The organism is Achromobacter sp. ACM05, assembly GCF_019218915.1.
Taxonomy (GTDB): domain Bacteria; phylum Pseudomonadota; class Gammaproteobacteria; order Burkholderiales; family Burkholderiaceae_B; genus Achromobacter; species Achromobacter animicus.
Genome location: NZ_JAHUWQ010000001.1, coordinates 1,008,339 through 1,026,380, shown reverse-complemented (window position 1 = coordinate 1,026,380; position 18,042 = coordinate 1,008,339). Strand labels below are relative to the sequence as shown.

Sequence of the window (18,042 nt, the reverse complement as noted above, 5' to 3'; positions counted from 1 at the left end):
CGACATCCTTATTGCGGAGTGCTTGGGGTGGCGGCCAGGCTGGCCTCGAAACGCTCGGTCAGGCCGCGCGCCAATGCATGGGACGATGCACCGGCGGCGACGCCATCGCGCAGGAACTGCGAGGCCTCGCTCTGAAAGGCGATGTAGCCGTCGTGCCGCGGCCGGATCGAGGCCGCTTCCAACGTGCGGGCCGTGTTGGCGTAGAAGTCGCCGCTGGCCGCATTCACGCTTGCGTCGGCCCAACTGCCACGATGGCTGGGCTGTCCTTCGTGCTGCGGGATGAAGCGGCTTTGGGTATCGGCTGCCAGCAGCCACAACAGATGCGCGCGCAGTTCCGGCCCTACCATGCAGCGCCGCGAAATCGCGATGCCGGTGCCGCCGAGAATCGACCCGGGCTGCCCAGCATCATCGTGCGGCGCGTCGCGGAACGTGAGCGGCTTGGCGACCGCCGACGTGGCGTAGTTCACGTAGCCATAGACCAGCGGGCAGAGCGTGATGTCATCGCGCGCGCTCATGTGGCCAAGCAACGCGATCGGGTTGTACGCCAGGGCGTGCGCGGGCGTGCGACGCGCCAGTTCGGTGAGCACGTCGCACGCGCCGGCGAGCGTCGCCTCGTCATGCCAGGCGCCGTGCGGCCGCAGGTCGGAGTCGGGCGCGATGGCGGCGGCGATCGACAGCAACGACAGAAACGGATGCGGACCACCCCAGCTGAGCGCGACCGAGCCGCTACGTTGCGACAGCGTCAGCACCTCATCCCATGTGCGCGGCGCGGGGCCGTCGAGCCGATCAGCGCGCGTGGCCATCACCTGCGTGGCGGCGTCCAGCGGCAGCGCCCATTGGCGATCGGCCATGCGATAGCTGTCGTACGACAGTCCGATGCTGTCGCGTGCGATCCGCGCCAGCTCGTCGGGCGCGAACACGGTGTCCAGCGGCTGCAGGCAATCGTGCGCCAGGGCTTCGCCCAGATGCGGATGATCCAGCACCACCAGGTCATAGCGGGCGCAGAGTTCGGCAATCGGCGCCGACTCGAAGCCTTCGAGCGATTGCTTGTCCCAGTGCACCAGCGGCGTGTGGGCCGTCGCCGCGTGCAGGGCGTTGAAGCCGCGCGGGTGATCCCAGGTCAGCCCGCGATACGGCAGCGCGCGCTCGCTCATTCCGAGGCTCCACGCAACACTGCACCCGACGCCGCATGGGCGGCGATCTCGTTATCGCTGAAGCCAAAATCGCGCAGCACTTCGTCGGTGTGCTGACCGGTGAGCGGCGCACCGCGCACCACCTGGCTCGGCGTCTTGGAAAAGCGGATCGGAAAGCCTGGCGTCTTGATCCGGCCTTCGGTCGGATGGTCGTATTCGACGAACGTGCCGTTGTGCGCGATCTGCGGATCTTCGACCAGATCGGCATAGCCATACACGGGGCTGCACCAGATGCCGGCGGCATCCAGTTTGGCGAACCAGTCGGCGGTCGAAGCCTTGGCCAGCGTATCGCGCACCAGCGCGTAGATCTCGTCACGCTTTTCCCAACCGTCGCGCTCGGTATACGCCGCCAGGCGCGGCTCTTCGGTCACGCGCGCCAGCACCTTCATGTCGGGCATGGCCAGCGCCAGATAGCCGTCAGTCGTCGCGAAGGTGCCATAGGGCGCGCGGATGTACACGTGGGCATGCGGCTCGGCGCTGCGCACCTGCGGCTTGTGCCCCACGGTAAACACCGAGAGCTCCTGCATCTGGATCGTGGTGATCGCATCCAGCATGTTGACCTCGACCTTCTGGCCCTCGCCGGTGCGCTCGCGGTGCAGCAGCGCGGCCAGCACGCCTTCGAAGGCGCAGTACGCGGTGACGGCGTCGACCACATACTGGCCCGCCGCACGCGGCGCTTCGCCGGCCCGGCCCGACGACAGCATCGCGCCAGACATCGCCTGCAACAGCAGATCCTGCCCGGGGCGCGTGGCATAGGGGCCGTCTTCGCCGAAGCCCGACATCGATACATAAATCAGGCGCGGGTTCAGGGCCGACAGGGTCTCGTAATCCACGCCCAGGCGGCCGGCCACACCAGGCCGATAGTTCTGGATGAACACATCGGCCTGCGCCGCGAGCTTCTGGATGATCTCCTTGCCGCCGGCGCTCTTCAGATCGATCGCCAGCGAGCGCTTGTTGCGGTTCAGCGAAAGAAACGACACGTTGATCTTGTTGCCCGTGATGCCGCCGGCGGGCGCGTGCCGCTGCCATTCGCCGGTGGGCGGCTCGATCTTGATCACGTCGGCGCCCAGGTCACCCAGGCGCTGCGCCGCGAACGGCCCCGCCATGGCGATGGAGCAGTCCAGAACCTTGTAGCCAGAAAGAATGCTCATTGCTTCTACCCTTTGCGTGGCGCCGATGCGCCTCAGTGCATGACCCAGCCGCCGTCCACCGCCAGCGTCTGTCCGGAAATGAAACCCGCCTCGTCCGAGGCCAGGAACAAGATGGCCGCGGCGATGTCGCCGGCGTGCCCGCGGCGCTTGACCGATTGGCGTTCGAGCACCATGCGGTTGTAGCCCTCGGGATCGGGATGGATCTTCTCGGCGTCGGTCGGAAAGGCGCCCGGCGAAATGGCGTTGACCGTGATGCCCCACTTGCCGAACTCGCGGGCGAAGGCGCGTGTGGCCCCCACCATCGCGCCCTTGGACTGCACGTAGGGCAGCAGGTTTTCCCAACCGCCCGATAGGGTGATCGACGAGATGTTGATCACGCGGCCCCACTGCTGTTCGCGCATGCCCGGCAGTGCCGCGCGCACGATCTGCACGGCGGCCTCCACGTTGACACGGTGTACGCGCGCCAGCTCGGCATCGCTGTATTCCTCGAACGGGCGCGACGGATAGATGGCCGCGTTGTTGATGACTACGTCGATCGTGCCCTCGGCCGTCAGCCGCTCAAGGTGCGATTGCAGCGCGCTGGCGTCGGCAAGGTCGGCCTGCAGGATCTGAAGCTGGCCGGCCAACTGCGCCGGCACGGTGCTGCGCAAGCGATCGATATGCCCGGCGTGGTTGTCCAGCGCAATCACACGTGCGCCCGCTTCCAGCAGCGCAATCGTGGTGCCCACGCCAAAGCCGCCCGCGGCGCCCGTGTACAGCACGCGGCGGCCTTGCAACGAGAAGCGCGCGCTCATGTGCGCCCCGCGATGGGCGCAAAGCGTCCCGACACCGGCGGATAGTCGGTCTCGGGCTGCACCGCGATTGCGCGGATACGAGCTTCGCAGGCCGCGATGTCGGCGGCCGAGCCCAGCACGCTGAACGTGGTGTCGTAGCGGCGCTCGTCGCCATGCTCGAGCCAGATGAGCTCGTTGCGCTCGCGCGCCGCGCCCTGGCCCAGCACATGGTTGGTGGAGGGCTCGATGCCCATTGCATACTGGCCGGATTGCAGGTTCTGCCATTGGTACTGGCAGGGGAATTGATGCTTGTAGGTGCTGACCTGCATGCCCAGGCCCAACGCATCGTTCACCAGGGCGACCGGCACGCTGCCGTCGGCCGCGGCGGCCATCTCGTGCTGCCACACCTGCTCATGAAAGCCCAGCTGCGGCGCCGGCATGCGGCGGTAGCCCACGCCCTGCTTGCGGTAGTCCTGCTCGTGCGCGGCCCACACCACGTCGCGGATCGGCGCCAGATAGCGCGAGTCTGCATCCAGCACCGGATAGCCCAGGTTGATGTGATAGCAGAGCATGTGCGGCGTGCGGTAGAAGCCGCGATTCACGACACGGTCCGACAGCTTGATGTCGTTGGTGCCCACCTCGATCTCGATGCGGCGGTGCAGTTCGAGATGCTCACCGAACACCGTGCCCTGACTCACCACGCCTTCGGCCCACAGCACGCAGCGATCGCCATCCCAGCGTTCACCGTAACCGGTCAGCCGCGCGGGAATGGTGCCGACGCGGCCATGGATGGATTGCTTGGCCGTCTTGCGCGGGCCGTACACATAGTTGTCGGCCGGTGCGTCGTACATGAACAGGATGTGATCCAGCCCGCAGGTGATCATGAGGCCGGAGAACGAGCGCATCCAGCCCAGTCCGCCCTCGCCTTCGTAGTCATGCAGGCCGGGATGGCGAAAGCCCGACGGCGATTGCCATCCCATGGCCATACCGCGATATTCGCAGTCGGCGATGTCCATCGCCCGATCCACCAGCACCGTAAAACGCAGGCCCGTGCCGCTGCGGAACTCCAGCATGCGGATACCGCGCTCCAGCCCGTCGTCCAGCGTCATCAGGCGTACGCCGGCAAACTGCGCAAGCTGTCCGGTGCGCGCCTCTACGTCGCGGCGCGTCATCCAGGTTCCGTAAAAGTCAGGCATGAGTTCTCCCTGGCGGATGCGCGGGCGCGCGTCCACCGGTATCGGTGTTCGGAATCGTGTTCAAGAGGAGCGCCGCGGACGCTGTTCGTTGATGGCTTCGCGGCGCGCCGGTACTGCTTGGGGCGCCGGCCTACAGACCGTTCGCGCGCAGCCGCTCGTCGAGGAATTGCTTGGCGCGCGGCACGTCGTCTTCAGTCAGGTGTTCGATGATGATGGGAATGTTGGGGTGCTTCTTGGCCAGGCGCTGCAGGTACAGGTCGTAATTGAGCGCGCCCAGGCCCGGCGCCGGCAACTCGATCTCCCCTACCCCACGGAACGTATGGCTTTCCGCCGCGCTGTCGTCACCGATGTCGCTGTGCTTTTCCGACTTGTCATCACCCGAACGCTTCACGTCCTTGGCATGCGCGATGCAGATCTTGTCTGAGAGCGCGTCAAACACCTGATTGAGCGTGCGGTCCATCTGGTCAATGTTGTGCGCTTCGAAGAAGTTCGTCGGGTCCATCAGAAGGCCCAGGCCCGGGTGGTCTACTTCGGCGAACATGCGCAGCGTTTCCTCGACCGACCCCACCACGTTGTTCACGTAGGTCTCCAGCAGGAAAACCGCCCCATGGTCGTAGGCATGCTGCGACAGCTCGGCGATCACCGCGCGGCACTGGTCCCAGCCTTCCTCGGTCTTGTTCTTGGGGTGATGCACCCAGTCGCTTTCGGTGTCGAACGTGCCGGTTTCCGAGATCACGTAAGGCGAGCCCAACTGGCGTGCGTGCGTGAGGATCTCTTTCAGATACCCGTTGCGGCGTTGGCGCTCGGCGGGATCGGGATGCACGATGTTGGTGTAGGCCGAGATGCAGGACACCGGCAGGTTGTAGTTGCGGAAGGTGTCGCGGATCTGCGTGCATTTCTGCGCGGTCAGTTGCCCCGGGCCCAGCTCCATATCCTTGAAATGCAGGTCCAGCTGCACGGTGTTGAAGCCGTGCGAGCGGATCACCTTGGCGGTGCGCTCCAGCTCATAGGGAAAGTAGCCCGAGAAGATTCCGGTCTGGATCATGATGGTTGTCTCCGTCTGTTTTTCTGTCTGGTTATTCAACAGCCGGCAGCCGTACCGTGCGGCCTTCGGCGATGGACGTGTACGCGGCCTCGACCAGCGCCATCGTGCGTACGTTGTCGGTCACGCTCAACGCAGGCTCGGTGCCGCTGGCCAGCGCGTACTGCAACTGCTCCATCACGCCGATGAAGGCATGCGGAAACCACATCGTGTCCCACGTGGGCGTCACCCAACGCCCGTCGGTATGGCCATTGGCCGCGCGCGAGGCGTAGCTCAGGGTCGACGGCTCGCCGGTGGGCCAGCCGATGGTGCCGCGCGCGACGCCCTCGGTGCCTTCCACGCGCCAGCGGATGTGCTGGTCGTCGGGGTATCCCTCGGCCCGCGGACCCGACCACACGTCTTCGAGCGACAGCGCGAGCAGGCCGTTGCCAAAGCGCAGCGTGGTGCTCACCAGCCCATCCTGATGCGCGAACTCGGTACGCGGATCGGGACGGGTGATGCTGGTGATCTCGGTGGGCTCGCCAAACAGATAGCGCAGGGCATCGAGGTGATGCACGCTCATGTTCGAGAGCGTCAGACGGTCGTAGCCGCGCAGAAAGTCCTGCCAGTGCGGGATTGCGTGCATGTCGATCTGCGCGAACACCGGCGTGCCCAGCACGCCCTGGTCGAGCAGCTGCTTGAGCGTGCGCATCGACTGGTCGTAGCGCATGTTCTGGTTCACCGACAGGATCTTGCCGGCGGCCCGGGCCTCGTCGCGCAAGGCGCGGGCTTCATCCAGCGACAGCGCGAGGGGCTTCTGCGCCAGCACGCCGCGCACGTGCGGGGCGCGCAATGCGGCGCGGATCAGCGCGGGCTGCTGGTCGGGCGGATACGCGATGTCCACGATCTCGATCTGCGGATCCGCGATCAGGGCCAGGGGGTCGTCATGCACACACGGGATGCCATAGCGTTCAGCAACCGCGGCCGCTTTGCTGCGGGTGCGTGACGCGATCGCCGCCACGGTGAAGCCGACCTGCTGATAGGCCGCCAGATGGCACTCGGCCATGATCATGCCGGCGCCGATGCAGCCGATGCGAAAGCGCCGTTCGCGGACGGGGGGGTCGGGCACCAAGGTAGGGTTCGACATGTGCTCCTCCTGCCGGCCTGGTATGCACTGTCGACTGCCTGGCATCCTGCCGTGCTGTGTTTGATGTATTGAGCCGCGATAATCACATCAAAACAATCATGGGTAAAGACGGTCGGCGCTCATAGGGCTGCGGCGTTACCTTTTTGATCTCGAATGATTGCAAATGATGGCTTATGATGGCCGCGCTGCCATCGTCCTGATGGTGTATTGAGAGCCTGATCCCCCATGCGCCCCACCATTTCCCTCATTGCCCGTGAAGCCGGCATGTCCACCGCCACGGTGGACCGGGTCCTGAACGACCGGGACGGCGTGCGCGGCAAGACGCGCGACCGCGTGTTGGCGATTGCCAATCGCCTGGGCTACTTCGTCCCGGGCGCCGAGGCCGCCAGTCAGGACGTGCGGGTCGATTTCGTTTTACCCGCCGGCACCAACAGCTTCATGACCGCGCTGGGCCGGCACTTGCTCGAAGAAGCCGCCGCCCGCCCCGACGTGCAGGCCCGCCTGCATCTGATCGAGGGATTCGACGCCAACAAGCTCGCGAAAAAGCTCTACGAACTGCGCGAGCAGACGCAGGCGGTTGGCCTGGTCGGGCTGGACCATCCTCAGGTGCGCGACGCCATCATGGCGCTGCGCGACAGTGGCGTGCACGTGAGCACCCTGGTGTCGGACATTCCGATCTCGGCGCGCCTGGGGTACGTGGGCATCGACAACCGCGCCGCAGGCCGCCTGGCCGCGCTGTTGCTGGGCCGATTTCTGCCGCAGCACACCGAACGCAAGGTCGCGGTGTTCGTGGGGTCATTGGCCTATCGCGGCCACGAAGAGCGCGAGATGGGCTTTCGCTCGCTGCTGAGCGAAGAGTTTCCGCACCTGCGCATCGCCCACACGCTCGAGATCGGCGACGACCGCGACCGCGCCTTTGCCGTCACGCAGGATCTGCTGCGCACAGACCCGCCGCACGCGATCTACAACATCGGCGCGGGCAATCAGGGCATCGCGCGGGCGCTGAAGGAGGCGCGGCCGGCTGAGGCATGGGCGGCCGACGCGTGGCCGGACGCGGCCCGGCCGATCGCGGCCCGGCCGATCGCGGCCCGCCCGGACAAGGCGTCGTCCGCCCCTCGCATCGTCTTCGTCGGCCACGACCTCACCGAAGCCACGCGCCGCCTGCTGCTCGATCGCACGATGGACGCCGTGATCGACCAGAACCCGCGCGTCGAGGCACGGGAGATCGTGAAGCTCCTGGTGGCGGCCGTGAAGGGCGCACCGGAACCCAGCTACCTACCCCGGCTGCAGGTGATCTTCCGGGAAAACATTCCGGAGCCGTGATGGCCCGGCGCGGGCCCGGTCTGGAACCCGTGCGCGCGGTTCGCGCCAGCCCGGGCCCAGGCAAGATCCAGCCCATCCGAGGCACTACACGCACGCTTTTTAGCGCTTCTGCCGGCAAGTCCACGTAAACCCTCCTTTCCGCACGCCGAAGCCCGGCTTGCGAAACCGCGAATTCCCAACCTCGCCCTTGTCGCGCCACACTGCCGATGCCTGCCCGCCATGCGCGGCATCGCGGGCCAAAGACACTACAAGGAGCGAGACATGTCCCACCGATACGCGCGCGCGATCCAGCGCGCAGCCTGGCCCGTGCTGGCCCTGTCCTGCCTGGCTGTTGGCAACGCCGGCGCGCAAGGAGCCTACCCGAATCACCCGATTTCGCTAGTCGTGCCGTTTGCCGCGGGCGGTCCCACCGACGTCGTGGCCCGCAGCCTGGGCGCCTCCATGGCCAAGACGCTGGGACAGAGCATCGTCATCGAAAACCGCACCGGCGCCGGCGGCACGCTGGCCTCGCAACACGTAGCGCGCGCCGCACCCGACGGCTACACCTTCCTGATCCACCACAACGGCATGGCGACGGCTCCGGCGCTGTACCGCAAGCTGTCGTTCAATCCGCTGACCGACTTCTCGTATGTCGGCCAGGTCGCCGACGTGCCGATGACCCTGCTAGGCCGAAAGGACCTGCCGGCCGACGGCATGGCCAACTTCATCAAGTACGCCAAGGAAAACGGCAACAAGATCAACCTGGCCAACGCCGGCTTGGGCGCCGTGTCGCAGCTGTGCGGCATGCTGCTGCAGGAGTCGCTGGGCGTGCAGTTCACGACGGTCCCCTACGCGGGCACCGCGCCGGCCATGACCGCGCTGCTGGGCGGACAGGTGGACGTGCTGTGCGACCAGACAACGCAGACCATCCCGCAGATCAAGGCCGAACGCGTCAAGCTGTACGGCGTCACCACGCTGGACCGCATCAAGGCGCTCCCGGACGCCCCCACGTTGAAGGAAGGCGGCCTGAAGGACTTCGAGGTGAAGGTGTGGCACGGCGTCTATGCGCCGAACAGCACTCCGCCCGAGGCGATCAACAAGTTCAACGCCGCGCTGCGCACCGCGCTGAAGGACCCGGCATTCACGCAAAAGATGGCCGAACTAGGCGCCGAAATCGTGCCCGAGGCCAAGCAGACGCCCGAGGGTCTGCAGACGTGGCTGAAGTCTGAAGTGGACAAGTGGGGCGGGGTGATTCGGAAGGCGGGTGTGTACGCGGATTGATGCGGGCTGCGACGTCCTACGACGCCCCGGTCTCTGGCGCGGACAGCGCGCGCCAACAAAAAAAAGGCCGGCGGATATCGCCGGCCTTTCTGCCTTGCACGGGCCGCGAGCCCGCTGCCTTTGAAGCTTCAGACCGTCAGTTCCTTCCAGATCGCCAGCGGCGCTTCAGAACTGTTCAGCGTGTAGAAGTGCACGCCGGGCGCGCCGTTGTCCAGCAGGGTCTGGCACAGCTCGGTCACCACATCCACGCCAAACGCGCGGATGGAGGCCTTGTCGTCGCCGAATTCGGCCAGGCGCAGGCGGATCCAGCGCGGCACTTCTGCGCCGCACATTTCCGAGAACCGCAGCAGCTGCGTGTGGTTCGTGATGGGCATGATGCCCGGCACGATCGGCACGTGCACGCCCTTGGCGCGGGCGCGGTCGACGAAGTCGAAATAGGCGTCGGCGTTGAAGAAATACTGCGTGATGGCGGCATCGGCGCCGGCCTTCACCTTGGTCACGAAATGGTCCAGGTCGGCCGACGGATTGGCGGCCTGGGGGTGCATTTCGGGATAGGCGGCCACTTCGATGTGGAACCAGTCGCCGGTTTCCTCGCGGATGAACGACACCAGTTCATTGGCGTAGCGCAGTTCGCCCGCGTCGCCGCCCATACCCGACGGCAGGTCGCCGCGCAGGGCCACCACGCGCCGCACGCCCTCGTTCTTGTAGGCCTGCAGGATGTCGCGCAGATCCTGGCGCGACGCGCCCACGCACGACAAGTGCGGCGCCGCATCGCAGCCCAGATTGCGCAGCGTGCGCACCGCGTCGGCCGTGCCGGCGCGCGTGGAACCGCCCGCGCCGAACGTCACGCTGACGTACTTGGGCTGGATGGCCAGCATCTGCTTGGCCGCACGCACCAGACGCTCCTGGCCGGCCAGATCACGCGGAGGAAAGAATTCCAGACTAAAAGCAGGAGAGTTCGATTCGGACATATCAATCTTTTTATGGCGCCAAGCGCCGCTTAGGGCAGGTGCGGCCCCCGCGGGGTGCCGCGGATCCGGGCTCCGCCGGTCCGCAGGCACGCCCCTGGGGGAAGCGCGCAGCGCTCGGGGGGGCCCTCTACCTCTACGGGATCAGCTTGGTCAGGAGACCGGAGATGATGCTGTAGAGGATGGCGCCGCCCACGGCCCACCAGAACCCGTTGACCTGGAAGCCCTTGAGCACGGAGCCCACGAACCAGAACAGCAAGGCGTTGATGACGATGAGGAAGAGCCCAAGGGTAACGATCGTGATGGGCAGCGTCAGCAGCACCAGGACCGGCTTGACCAGCATGTTCACCAAGCCCAGCACCAGCGCGGCGATCAGCGCCGAACCGAAACTGGCCACCGTGATGCCGGGCAGCAGGTAGGCAACGGCCAGCAAGGCCACTGCGTTCAGGATCCAGACGAGTATCAGTGTCACCATGTTCGAACTCCTGTATTGACGCTCCGCGGACCCGTCGGCGCCGGGCGGCGACGGGCGTGACCCGCAGACCGGAAAACCCGCGCCGACATGGCGCGGAATTTTCCTATTGTGCTACATCCATCAATAGCGGTAGTGGTTGGGCTTGTAGGGGCCTTCGACCGGCACGCTGATGTAGTCGGCCTGGTCCTTGCGCAGGGTCGTCAGCTTGACACCCAGCTTCTTCAGATGCAGGCGGGCGACCTTCTCGTCCAGGTGCTTGGGCAGCACGTAGACTTCGCCGGACTTGTAGGCGTCGTTGCGCGTGAACAGTTCGATCTGGGCGATCGTCTGGTTGGCGAACGAGGACGACATCACGAACGAGGGGTGGCCGGTAGCGCAGCCCAGGTTCACGAGACGGCCCTGCGCCAGCAGGATGATGCGCTTGCCGTCCGGGAAGATGACGTGGTCGACCTGCGGCTTGATCTCTTCCCACTGGCAATCGGCCAGGGCAGCGACGTCGATTTCGTTGTCGAAGTGGCCGATGTTGCAGACGATGGCCTGGTCTTTCATGGCGTTCATGTGCTCACGCGTGATCACATGGTAGTTGCCGGTGGCGGTGACGAAGATGTCGCCGTGGGCGGCGGCTTCTTCCATCGTGACGACCTTGAAGCCTTCCATGGCGGCCTGCAGGGCGCAGATCGGGTCGATTTCGGTGACCCACACTTGCGCGCGCAGCGCGACCAGCGCCTGGGCGCAGCCCTTGCCCACGTCGCCGTAGCCGGCCACAACCGCGATCTTGCCGGCGACCATGACGTCGGTGGCGCGCTTGATGCCGTCAACCAGCGATTCGCGGCAGCCGTACAGGTTGTCGAACTTGGACTTGGTGACCGAGTCGTTGACGTTGATGGCGGCAAAGGCCAGCTCGCCCTTTTGCGACATCTGGTACAGGCGATGCACGCCGGTGGTGGTTTCTTCGGTCACGCCCTTGATCAGCGCCAGGCGGGTCGAATACCACTTGGGATCGCGCTTCAGGGTTTCCTTGATGGCGGCGAACAGGATGCGCTCTTCGTCGCTGCCCGGGTTGGCCAGCACCGAGATGTCCTTTTCAGCCTTGGTGCCCAGATGCAGCATCAACGTGGCGTCGCCGCCGTCGTCGAGGATCATGTTGGCGTTCTGGCCATTGGGCCATTCGAAGATCTTGTGGGTGTACTGCCAGTACTCTTCCAGCGTCTCGCCCTTGACGGCGAAGACCGGGGTGCCGGACGCGGCGATGGCGGCGGCGGCGTGGTCCTGCGTGGAGAAGATGTTGCACGAGGCCCAGCGCACTTCGGCGCCCAGGGCCACCAGCGTTTCGATCAGCACGCCGGTCTGGATGGTCATGTGCAGGCTGCCGGCGATGCGCGCGCCCTTGAGCGGCTGCGATGCGGCGAATTCCTCGCGGATGGCCATCAGGCCGGGCATTTCGGTTTCGGCGATGGCCAGTTCGCGGCGGCCCCAGCCGGCCAGCGACATGTCGGCGACGAGGTAGTCGGAAAAGGATTTATCAGTCACAGCGTTCATGGTGTGTAGGCTCCACGTGAAATACGAACGGCGCACGAGATGGCCGGACAACGCGAATACACCACGACAGTCGAGTGCTCGCCTTTCCCGCCATACGCGACAAAGGTGAGCGCCGTTGCTGTAGCGACGCGCGGGGCGCGGCGCTTGAACAAGGATTCCTGAGCCTGGCGAGCCGGGGTCCGCATGGGTAAGACACATGGGGGACCGCAGGGTCGTCGCAACGCTCCTCAGGATTGCCGGGCATTGTACAAGGTTGGCGCGCCGCGCGGCTAGCAAATCCGGGCGGCGCGTGTGTCTCAGGTGGTGGTCGCCCAGTCGTTGGCCGCCCCGCGCGAATCACCCTGGGTCAGCGGCACCAGTGCGTCCAGCAGGTCCGACGCGACTGAATCCCAGCTGCGGGTCAGCGCCTGCGCGCGCACCGCGTCCCGGTGCAGCGGCAGCGCGGCCAGACAGGCCCGCTTCAGATCGTCGTCCAGCCGGCCCGTCACGCCCTCCTCGACCACGGCAAGCGGCGCCTCGCTGCGAAAGGCCGCCACCGGCGTGCCGCAGGCCATGGCCTCCAGCATCACCAGCCCGAAGGTGTCGGTCAGGCTGGGAAAGACGAACACGTCGGCCGCCGCGTAAAAGCCGGGCAGCGCACCGTCCTGCTGCATGCCCAGGAAGACCGCGTCCGGAAAACGCTTCTTCAGGCGGGCCTCGTCAGGTCCTGCGCCCACCACCACCTTGCTGCCCGGCAGATCCAGGGACAGGAAGGCATCCAGGTTCTTTTCCTTGGCTACGCGGCCCACGCTCAGCCAGACCGGCCGGGGCAGGTCCTGGAACGCCTGGCTGGCCGAGGGCTGGAACTTGCGCGGATCGACCCCGCGCGACCAGACGCGCAGATTCGCCAGACCCCGTCGCACCAGGATGTCGCGCACCGTGGGGGTGGGCACCAGCACGCATTGCGACGGCCGGTGGAACCAGCGCAGGTAGCGCCACGGCAGCGCGGCAGGAATGCCCATGCGCGCCTGCAGGTAGTCCGGAAACATGGTGTGGAACGACGTGGTGAAGCGCCATCCCCGCCGCATCGCCATGCGCCGGGCGGCCAGACCCAGCGGGCCTTCCGTGGCGATGTGCAGCGCGTCGGGGATGGTGTCGCCCAGGATGCGGCGCAGTTGCCGGCCGGGTTGCAGGCACAGCCGCAGATCGGGTTCGGAGGGCGCGGGGATGGTTCGGCTGCCCTCGGGGCTGACCACGATCAGCTCGTGGCCCCAGTCGCTGAGGATCTGCCGCATGGTCGACCAGGTGCGGACGACGCCGTTGACTTGCGGATGCCAGGCATCCGTGACGAGAACGATGCGCATGATGGAGCCGGAAGTGGGCAATGGCGCTATTCAGCCTGCGCCATGTGACAAGCCCAAGACGGGGACGCAAGCGCGCGGCTTCGCGTCTTTAACGTGGCTTCAATGTGGAGGGCGGCGCGGTCATGCCCAGGCGCGGCGGCGCGTCAAGTGCGCAGCGCGTCAGTTGTTACGCCGCGGATATCCTTGCGACTTGATGCGGATCCAGACTTCGCGCTTTTCTTCTTCCGACATGAACACCCAGTTGGCGACTTCCATGGCGGTGCGGCCGCAGCCCCGGCAGATGTCGTCGAACAGCGTGGAGCACACCGCCACGCAGGGTGAATCCGACGCTTTGAAGGCGCGCTGGGCGTCCTCGGCGTCGGGCAATTCGGAAAGATCGGCGAAGTAACGATTCATGGGCCGAAGGTTAACACCAGGGGTGCGTCCCTTTTTGGATAGCCCTATCGCCTGCCGAGGCTTGATTGACAGGCGGTGCGCCCCCGCCCCTTCACCGGCAGCCGAAGAAATTCCTGGCTTCGGCCAGCACCGCGTCCGGCGTTTCCTCGGCCAGATAGTGCGCGCCGGGCAGCGGGCCGCCGGTCACGTCGTCGGCCACCGCGCGCCACAGGGCCAGCACATCGAAGTTTCGGCCCACGGCGCCGCGCTCGCCCCACATCGCGCGCACCGGCATGCGCAGGCGCTCGCCCGCCGCGCGGCCGGCCTTGTCGTGGTCCAGGTCGATCGTGGCGGACGCGCGGTAGTCTTCGCAAATGCCGGTTGCCCAGCCGGGTTGGCGCGCGGCGCGTTCGTATTCGGCCATGGCCTCAGCCGAAAAATGCGCCAGTCCGCCCGGCCGACCGCCCATCACGGACCGCAGATAGAAGACGGGATCGTGCTCGATCATCGTTTCCGGCGCCGGCGCCGGCTGGATCAGCCAGAACCAGTGGAAATAGGCCTGCGCAAAGGCGCGCGTCGTGCCTTCATACATATCCAGCGTGGGCGCGATGTCCAGCAGCATCATGCGCGAGACGGCCTCGGGGTGGTCCAGCGCCAGTCGGTGCGCGACGCGCGCGCCGCGGTCATGCGCCAGGATCTCGAAATGGTCATGGCCCAGACCGCGCATGAGCGCCACCATGTCTGCCGCCATGGTGCGCTTCGAATGCGCGGCGTGATCGGCACTGGCAGCGGGCTTCTCGCTGTCGCCATAGCCGCGCAGGTCGGCAGCCACGCAGGTCCGATGACGCGTCAGTTCGGGCCAGACGCGGTGCCAGATGGCGTGGGTCTGCGGATGGCCGTGCAATAGCAGCAGGGGCGGACCCGAGCCGTCGATGCGCGCGGCGATCTCCACGCCGTTGGCCCGAAAGCGCCGCACCGGCAGGTCGAAAAAGGCGGTCATCTGCGTCATCTCCTTTTGTTGTCGCGCACGTTACGCGCTAGGCGGCGTCCAGCCGGTCCCGCACCTGACGCGCCACGTCCTTCATCCACGGAAAGCGCGCCCAATGGCGGGCTTCAAAACGCTCGACCTCGGGCAGTTGCTGCAGGGTTGCACCCACCATGTCCTGTCCCTGCGCGAACATGTGCCGATGCCGCGCCGGCAGGTCAAAGTGTCCGGTCCAGCCGTCGGCCGCGCACACCTGCCCGGCCATCACGTCGATGCTGACGCGGTTTGCGCCAGCCGCCGTATTGGACACCTTCGAGAGCAAGGCGTCGACCTCGGCCGGTGGCAACGTCACCAGCAAGAGGCCGTTGTTGAGCGCGTTGAAGTAGAAGATTTCGCCGAAGCTCGACGCGATCACCGCCCGGATGCCGAACTGCTGCAAGCCCCAGACGGCGTGCTCGCGGCTGGAACCGCAGCCGAAGTTCGGGCCCGCCACCAGAATGGACGTGCCCGCGTACGCAGGCTGGTTCAGCACGCAGTCCGGCCGCGGCGCGCCCGCTTCGTCAAAGCGCAGGTCGTACAGCAGACCCTTGTCCAGCCCGGCCTTGTCGATGATGCGCAGGAACTGCTTGGGCATGATCTGGTCGGTGTCCAGATTGGAATACGGCAGCGGCGCGGCCACGCCTTCGGTCATGGCATTCATTTGGCGTCTCCCCAGGTGCGCACGTCGACGATACGGCCCGCCAGCGCAGCCGCTGCGGCCATTGCGGGACTCATCAGGTGCGTGCGCCCTGCCCGCCCCTGGCGTCCCTCGAAATTGCGGTTCGTGGTGGACGCGCAGCGCTCGCCGGGGCGCAGCACGTCGTCGTTCATGGCCAGGCACATCGAGCAGCCGGGCTGGCGCCATTCGAAGCCGGCCGCGATCAGGTCGGCGGCCAGCCCTTCGGCTTCAGCCTGCGCGCGCACTGCGCCAGAACCGGGCACCACCATCGCCCGCACCCCCGCCGCCACCTTTTTGCCGCGCGCCAGATCGGCCACGACACGCAGGTCTTCGATGCGGCCGTTGGTACAGGAACCGATGAAGACGCGGTCGATCGGCACGCCCGCGATGGGCGCGCCCGCGGCCAGGCCGATGTAGTCCATGGCTTTTTCCAGCGCCAGCCGGGCCAGCGCGTCGGGCTCGTCCCGCGGATCCGGCACGGCGCCATCGACCGGCATTGCCTGATCGGGGCTCGTTCCCCACGTCACAAACGGCGCGATGCGGCCCGCGTCGAACGCGTGTTCCACATCGAAGCGCGCGTCGTCGTCCGAGCGCAGCGTGGCCCACCAGGCGCGCGCGTCGTCCAGCATGGCGCCGCGCAGCTGCGGCGCGTGCGCCGTGACGTAGGCGTCGGTGACGGCGTCCGGCGCGATCAGCGCGGCGCGCGCGCCGGCTTCGACCGTCATGTTGCACAGGGTCATGCGCGCTTCGGCCGACAGCGCAGCCACCGCCTCGCCGCAGAACTCCACGGCATGACCGCGCGCGCCCTGCGCGCCGATGCGATGCACGATGTAGATCACCAGATCCTTGGCCGACACATGCGCCGGCAGCGCGCCGTCGATGCGAATCCGCATGTTGCGCGCCACGCGGTACACCAGCGTCTGCGTAGCCAGAATGTGCTCGACCTCGCTGGTGCCGATGCCAAAGCCCAGCGCGCCCAACGCGCCGTACGTGGTGGTGTGGCTGTCGCCGCACAGCACCACCATGCCGGGCAGGATCATGCCGTGTTCCGGCGCGATGACGTGCTCGATGCCTTGCAGCGGATCGGTCGTGTCAAAGAGCGCGATGCGCTGTGTATCGCAATTGCGCTTCAGGTTCAGCGCCTGCCGCGACGACGCATCGTCCGCAATCACGCGCAGCGCGGAAGGCACAGGATGCGTGGGGATGATGTGGTCCACCACCGCCATCTGCTGGCCCGGGCGCAATACGTCGCGGCCCCGCGCGGCCAGGCCGCTGAAGGCCTGCGGGCTGGTGTACTCGTTCATGATGTGCAGGTCGACGTAAAGCAGCACGTGCTCCGCGTCGATCCGGGCCACTTCATGGCTGGCCACCAGTTTGTCGTAAAGCGTCATGCCGGGCATGTCTGTGCTTCCTTGCTTGAAAGAGGCGCCCGCGGTGCGCGCGGGCGGGTATTGCGGCCAGCGGTATTGCCGCCGGCTATTGCGGGTGCATCCTGCGCGTTCAGTTCGCCTCGATGCCGGCTTCCTTGACGATGCCGGACCAGCGCGTCATCTCGGCAGCCACCATCGCGTCGGTCTTGTCGGGCGTGGTGATCAGCGGTTCAAACCCCTCCCGCTGCATGCGTTGCGTCAGCGCGTCCGTTTTCAGCGCCTGCCCCAGCTTCGCGTTCAGCGTGTCGATCACCGCCTGCGGCGTGCCGGCCGGCGCGCTGACGACGAACCAGGTGTTGAATTCATAGCCAGGCAGACCAGACTCGGCGATGGTAGGCACGTCGGGCAGCAGCGGCGAGCGCTTTGTGCCGGTCACCCCGAGCGCGCGCAGCTTCTTGCCGTCGACCTGCGGTTTGGCGGCGGACAGCACCGGAAAACTCATCTGCACCTGGCCGCTGATCGTGTCGAGCATGGCCGGGCCGCCGCCCTTGTACGGCACGTGCATGATCTGCGTCTTGGACACGGACTTGAAGAGCTCCGCGGCCATGTGGAACGTGCTGCCGGTGCCGGCCGAGCCAAAGCTCAGTTCGTTCGCGGGACGCGCGCGCACGTACGTCAGCAGCTCGCTCACCGACGCGACGGGCAACGAATTGGTGACCGTCAGCACGTGCTGGGACGTGCCCACCGTTCCCACCGAGCGCAGATCCTTCGCGGTGTCGAATGGCATGTTCTTGAAAAGCGCCGGATTGATCGCCAGCGACATGGTGTTGATGCCCAGCGTGTAGCCGTTGGGTTCGGCGCGCGCCACGGCCGACATGCCGATGTTGCCGGACGCGCCGGCGCGATTTTCGACGATCACGCTCTGCCCCAGTTCCTTCGCCCACGCGTCGGCGATCAGGCGGGCCGCGATGTCCACGCTGCCGCCCGGCGCGAACGGCACAATCAGCGTCACCGCGCGTTCGGGAAAGGCATTGCTGGCCGCGGCGGCATGGGCCCAACAGGATGCGGCAATGGCCGCGCACAATGCGCCGGCCAATCTGGCTATCTTCATTTCGGGTCTCCTCGTGTGGCCGCGTGGCGCGGCTCTGTATCGGTGAACCCAGTGTATAGGCCGGTTTAGTTCTTATAATTCGTGGAATTTATAA

Annotated in this window: 17 protein-coding genes and 1 riboswitch; of the genes, 2 read left to right on the top strand and 15 right to left on the bottom strand. The window is 66.5% G+C overall.

The annotated features are described in order from the left end of the window. Positions 1-8: 8 nt before the first annotated feature. From KW836_RS04695 to KW836_RS04670, 6 genes are all read right to left on the bottom strand, one after another. Complete coding sequence (locus tag KW836_RS04695) at positions 9-1,154, bottom strand: extracellular solute-binding protein (RefSeq protein WP_218342570.1); 1,146 nt, start codon at positions 1,152-1,154, stop codon at positions 9-11. Next, positions 1,151-2,344, bottom strand: a complete 1,194-nt coding sequence (locus tag KW836_RS04690) for a CaiB/BaiF CoA-transferase family protein (protein ID WP_175136830.1) — start codon at positions 2,342-2,344, stop codon at positions 1,151-1,153. The genes KW836_RS04695 and KW836_RS04690 overlap by 4 nt, the downstream gene beginning before the upstream one ends. Before the next feature lie 32 nt (positions 2,345-2,376). Beyond that, a complete protein-coding gene (locus KW836_RS04685) occupies positions 2,377-3,138 on the bottom strand; it encodes an SDR family NAD(P)-dependent oxidoreductase (RefSeq protein ID WP_218342569.1) in 762 nt (253 codons plus the stop codon). Then, positions 3,135-4,313 carry an aldose 1-epimerase family protein gene (locus KW836_RS04680; protein ID WP_218342568.1) on the bottom strand — a complete coding sequence of 393 codons (1,179 nt, stop codon included), beginning with the start codon at positions 4,311-4,313 and terminating at the stop codon, positions 3,135-3,137. Before KW836_RS04680 ends, KW836_RS04685 begins: the two co-directional genes overlap by 4 nt. A 130-nt stretch (positions 4,314-4,443) precedes the next feature. Beyond that, positions 4,444-5,358, bottom strand: a complete 915-nt coding sequence (locus KW836_RS04675; protein WP_175124945.1) for a sugar phosphate isomerase/epimerase — start codon at positions 5,356-5,358, stop codon at positions 4,444-4,446. Between the two features lie 31 nt (positions 5,359-5,389). Further along, positions 5,390-6,481 (bottom strand): Gfo/Idh/MocA family protein, encoded by a 1,092-nt coding sequence (locus tag KW836_RS04670; protein WP_218342567.1) that lies wholly within the window; start codon positions 6,479-6,481, stop codon positions 5,390-5,392. 225 nt (positions 6,482-6,706) lie between these two features. Here KW836_RS04670 and KW836_RS04665 point away from each other — a divergent pair, with 225 nt between their 5' ends. Both KW836_RS04665 and KW836_RS04660 read left to right on the top strand, forming a co-directional pair. Then, complete coding sequence (locus KW836_RS04665; RefSeq protein WP_218342566.1) at positions 6,707-7,804, top strand: LacI family DNA-binding transcriptional regulator; 1,098 nt, start codon at positions 6,707-6,709, stop codon at positions 7,802-7,804. Between the two features lie 261 nt (positions 7,805-8,065). Then, a complete protein-coding gene (locus KW836_RS04660; protein ID WP_218342565.1) occupies positions 8,066-9,064 on the top strand; it encodes a tripartite tricarboxylate transporter substrate-binding protein in 999 nt (332 codons plus the stop codon). A gap of 128 nt (positions 9,065-9,192) precedes the next feature. On the opposite strand, the gene metF is transcribed toward KW836_RS04660, so the two are convergent. From metF to KW836_RS04615, 9 genes are all read right to left on the bottom strand, one after another. Beyond that, entirely contained in the window at positions 9,193-10,035 is an 843-nt protein-coding gene (gene metF / locus KW836_RS04655; RefSeq protein WP_218342564.1) for a methylenetetrahydrofolate reductase [NAD(P)H], read from the bottom strand. Positions 10,036-10,168: 133 nt separating this feature from the next. Then, positions 10,169-10,504 (bottom strand): phage holin family protein, encoded by a 336-nt coding sequence (locus KW836_RS04650; RefSeq protein WP_056327402.1) that lies wholly within the window; start codon positions 10,502-10,504, stop codon positions 10,169-10,171. Positions 10,505-10,627: 123 nt separating this feature from the next. Then, a complete protein-coding gene (gene ahcY / locus KW836_RS04645) occupies positions 10,628-12,046 on the bottom strand; it encodes an adenosylhomocysteinase (protein ID WP_175124937.1) in 1,419 nt (472 codons plus the stop codon). A 100-nt stretch (positions 12,047-12,146) separates the two neighbouring features. Further along, a riboswitch (S-adenosyl-L-homocysteine riboswitch) is annotated at positions 12,147-12,281 on the bottom strand. Positions 12,282-12,342: 61 nt separating this feature from the next. After that, positions 12,343-13,389 (bottom strand): glycosyltransferase family 1 protein, encoded by a 1,047-nt coding sequence (locus tag KW836_RS04640; RefSeq protein WP_175186188.1) that lies wholly within the window; start codon positions 13,387-13,389, stop codon positions 12,343-12,345. A 159-nt stretch (positions 13,390-13,548) separates the two neighbouring features. Beyond that, complete coding sequence (locus tag KW836_RS04635; protein ID WP_175124935.1) at positions 13,549-13,785, bottom strand: DUF1289 domain-containing protein; 237 nt, start codon at positions 13,783-13,785, stop codon at positions 13,549-13,551. A 91-nt stretch (positions 13,786-13,876) separates the two neighbouring features. Further along, on the bottom strand, positions 13,877-14,764 hold the full coding sequence (locus tag KW836_RS04630) for an alpha/beta fold hydrolase (protein ID WP_218342563.1): 888 nt from the start codon (positions 14,762-14,764) through the stop codon (positions 13,877-13,879). A gap of 37 nt (positions 14,765-14,801) precedes the next feature. Next, a complete protein-coding gene (gene leuD, locus KW836_RS04625) occupies positions 14,802-15,449 on the bottom strand; it encodes a 3-isopropylmalate dehydratase small subunit (protein WP_218342562.1) in 648 nt (215 codons plus the stop codon). After that, positions 15,446-16,867, bottom strand: coding sequence for a 3-isopropylmalate dehydratase large subunit (gene leuC / locus KW836_RS04620; protein WP_175136842.1), 1,422 nt, complete (start codon positions 16,865-16,867; stop codon positions 15,446-15,448). The genes leuD and leuC overlap by 4 nt, the downstream gene beginning before the upstream one ends. Positions 16,868-16,967: 100 nt before the next feature. Beyond that, the gene (locus tag KW836_RS04615; protein ID WP_218342561.1) at positions 16,968-17,948 is read right to left on the bottom strand and encodes a tripartite tricarboxylate transporter substrate binding protein; all 981 of its coding nucleotides are present in this window, start codon (positions 17,946-17,948) and stop codon (positions 16,968-16,970) included. Between the last annotated feature and the right edge of the window lie 94 nt (positions 17,949-18,042).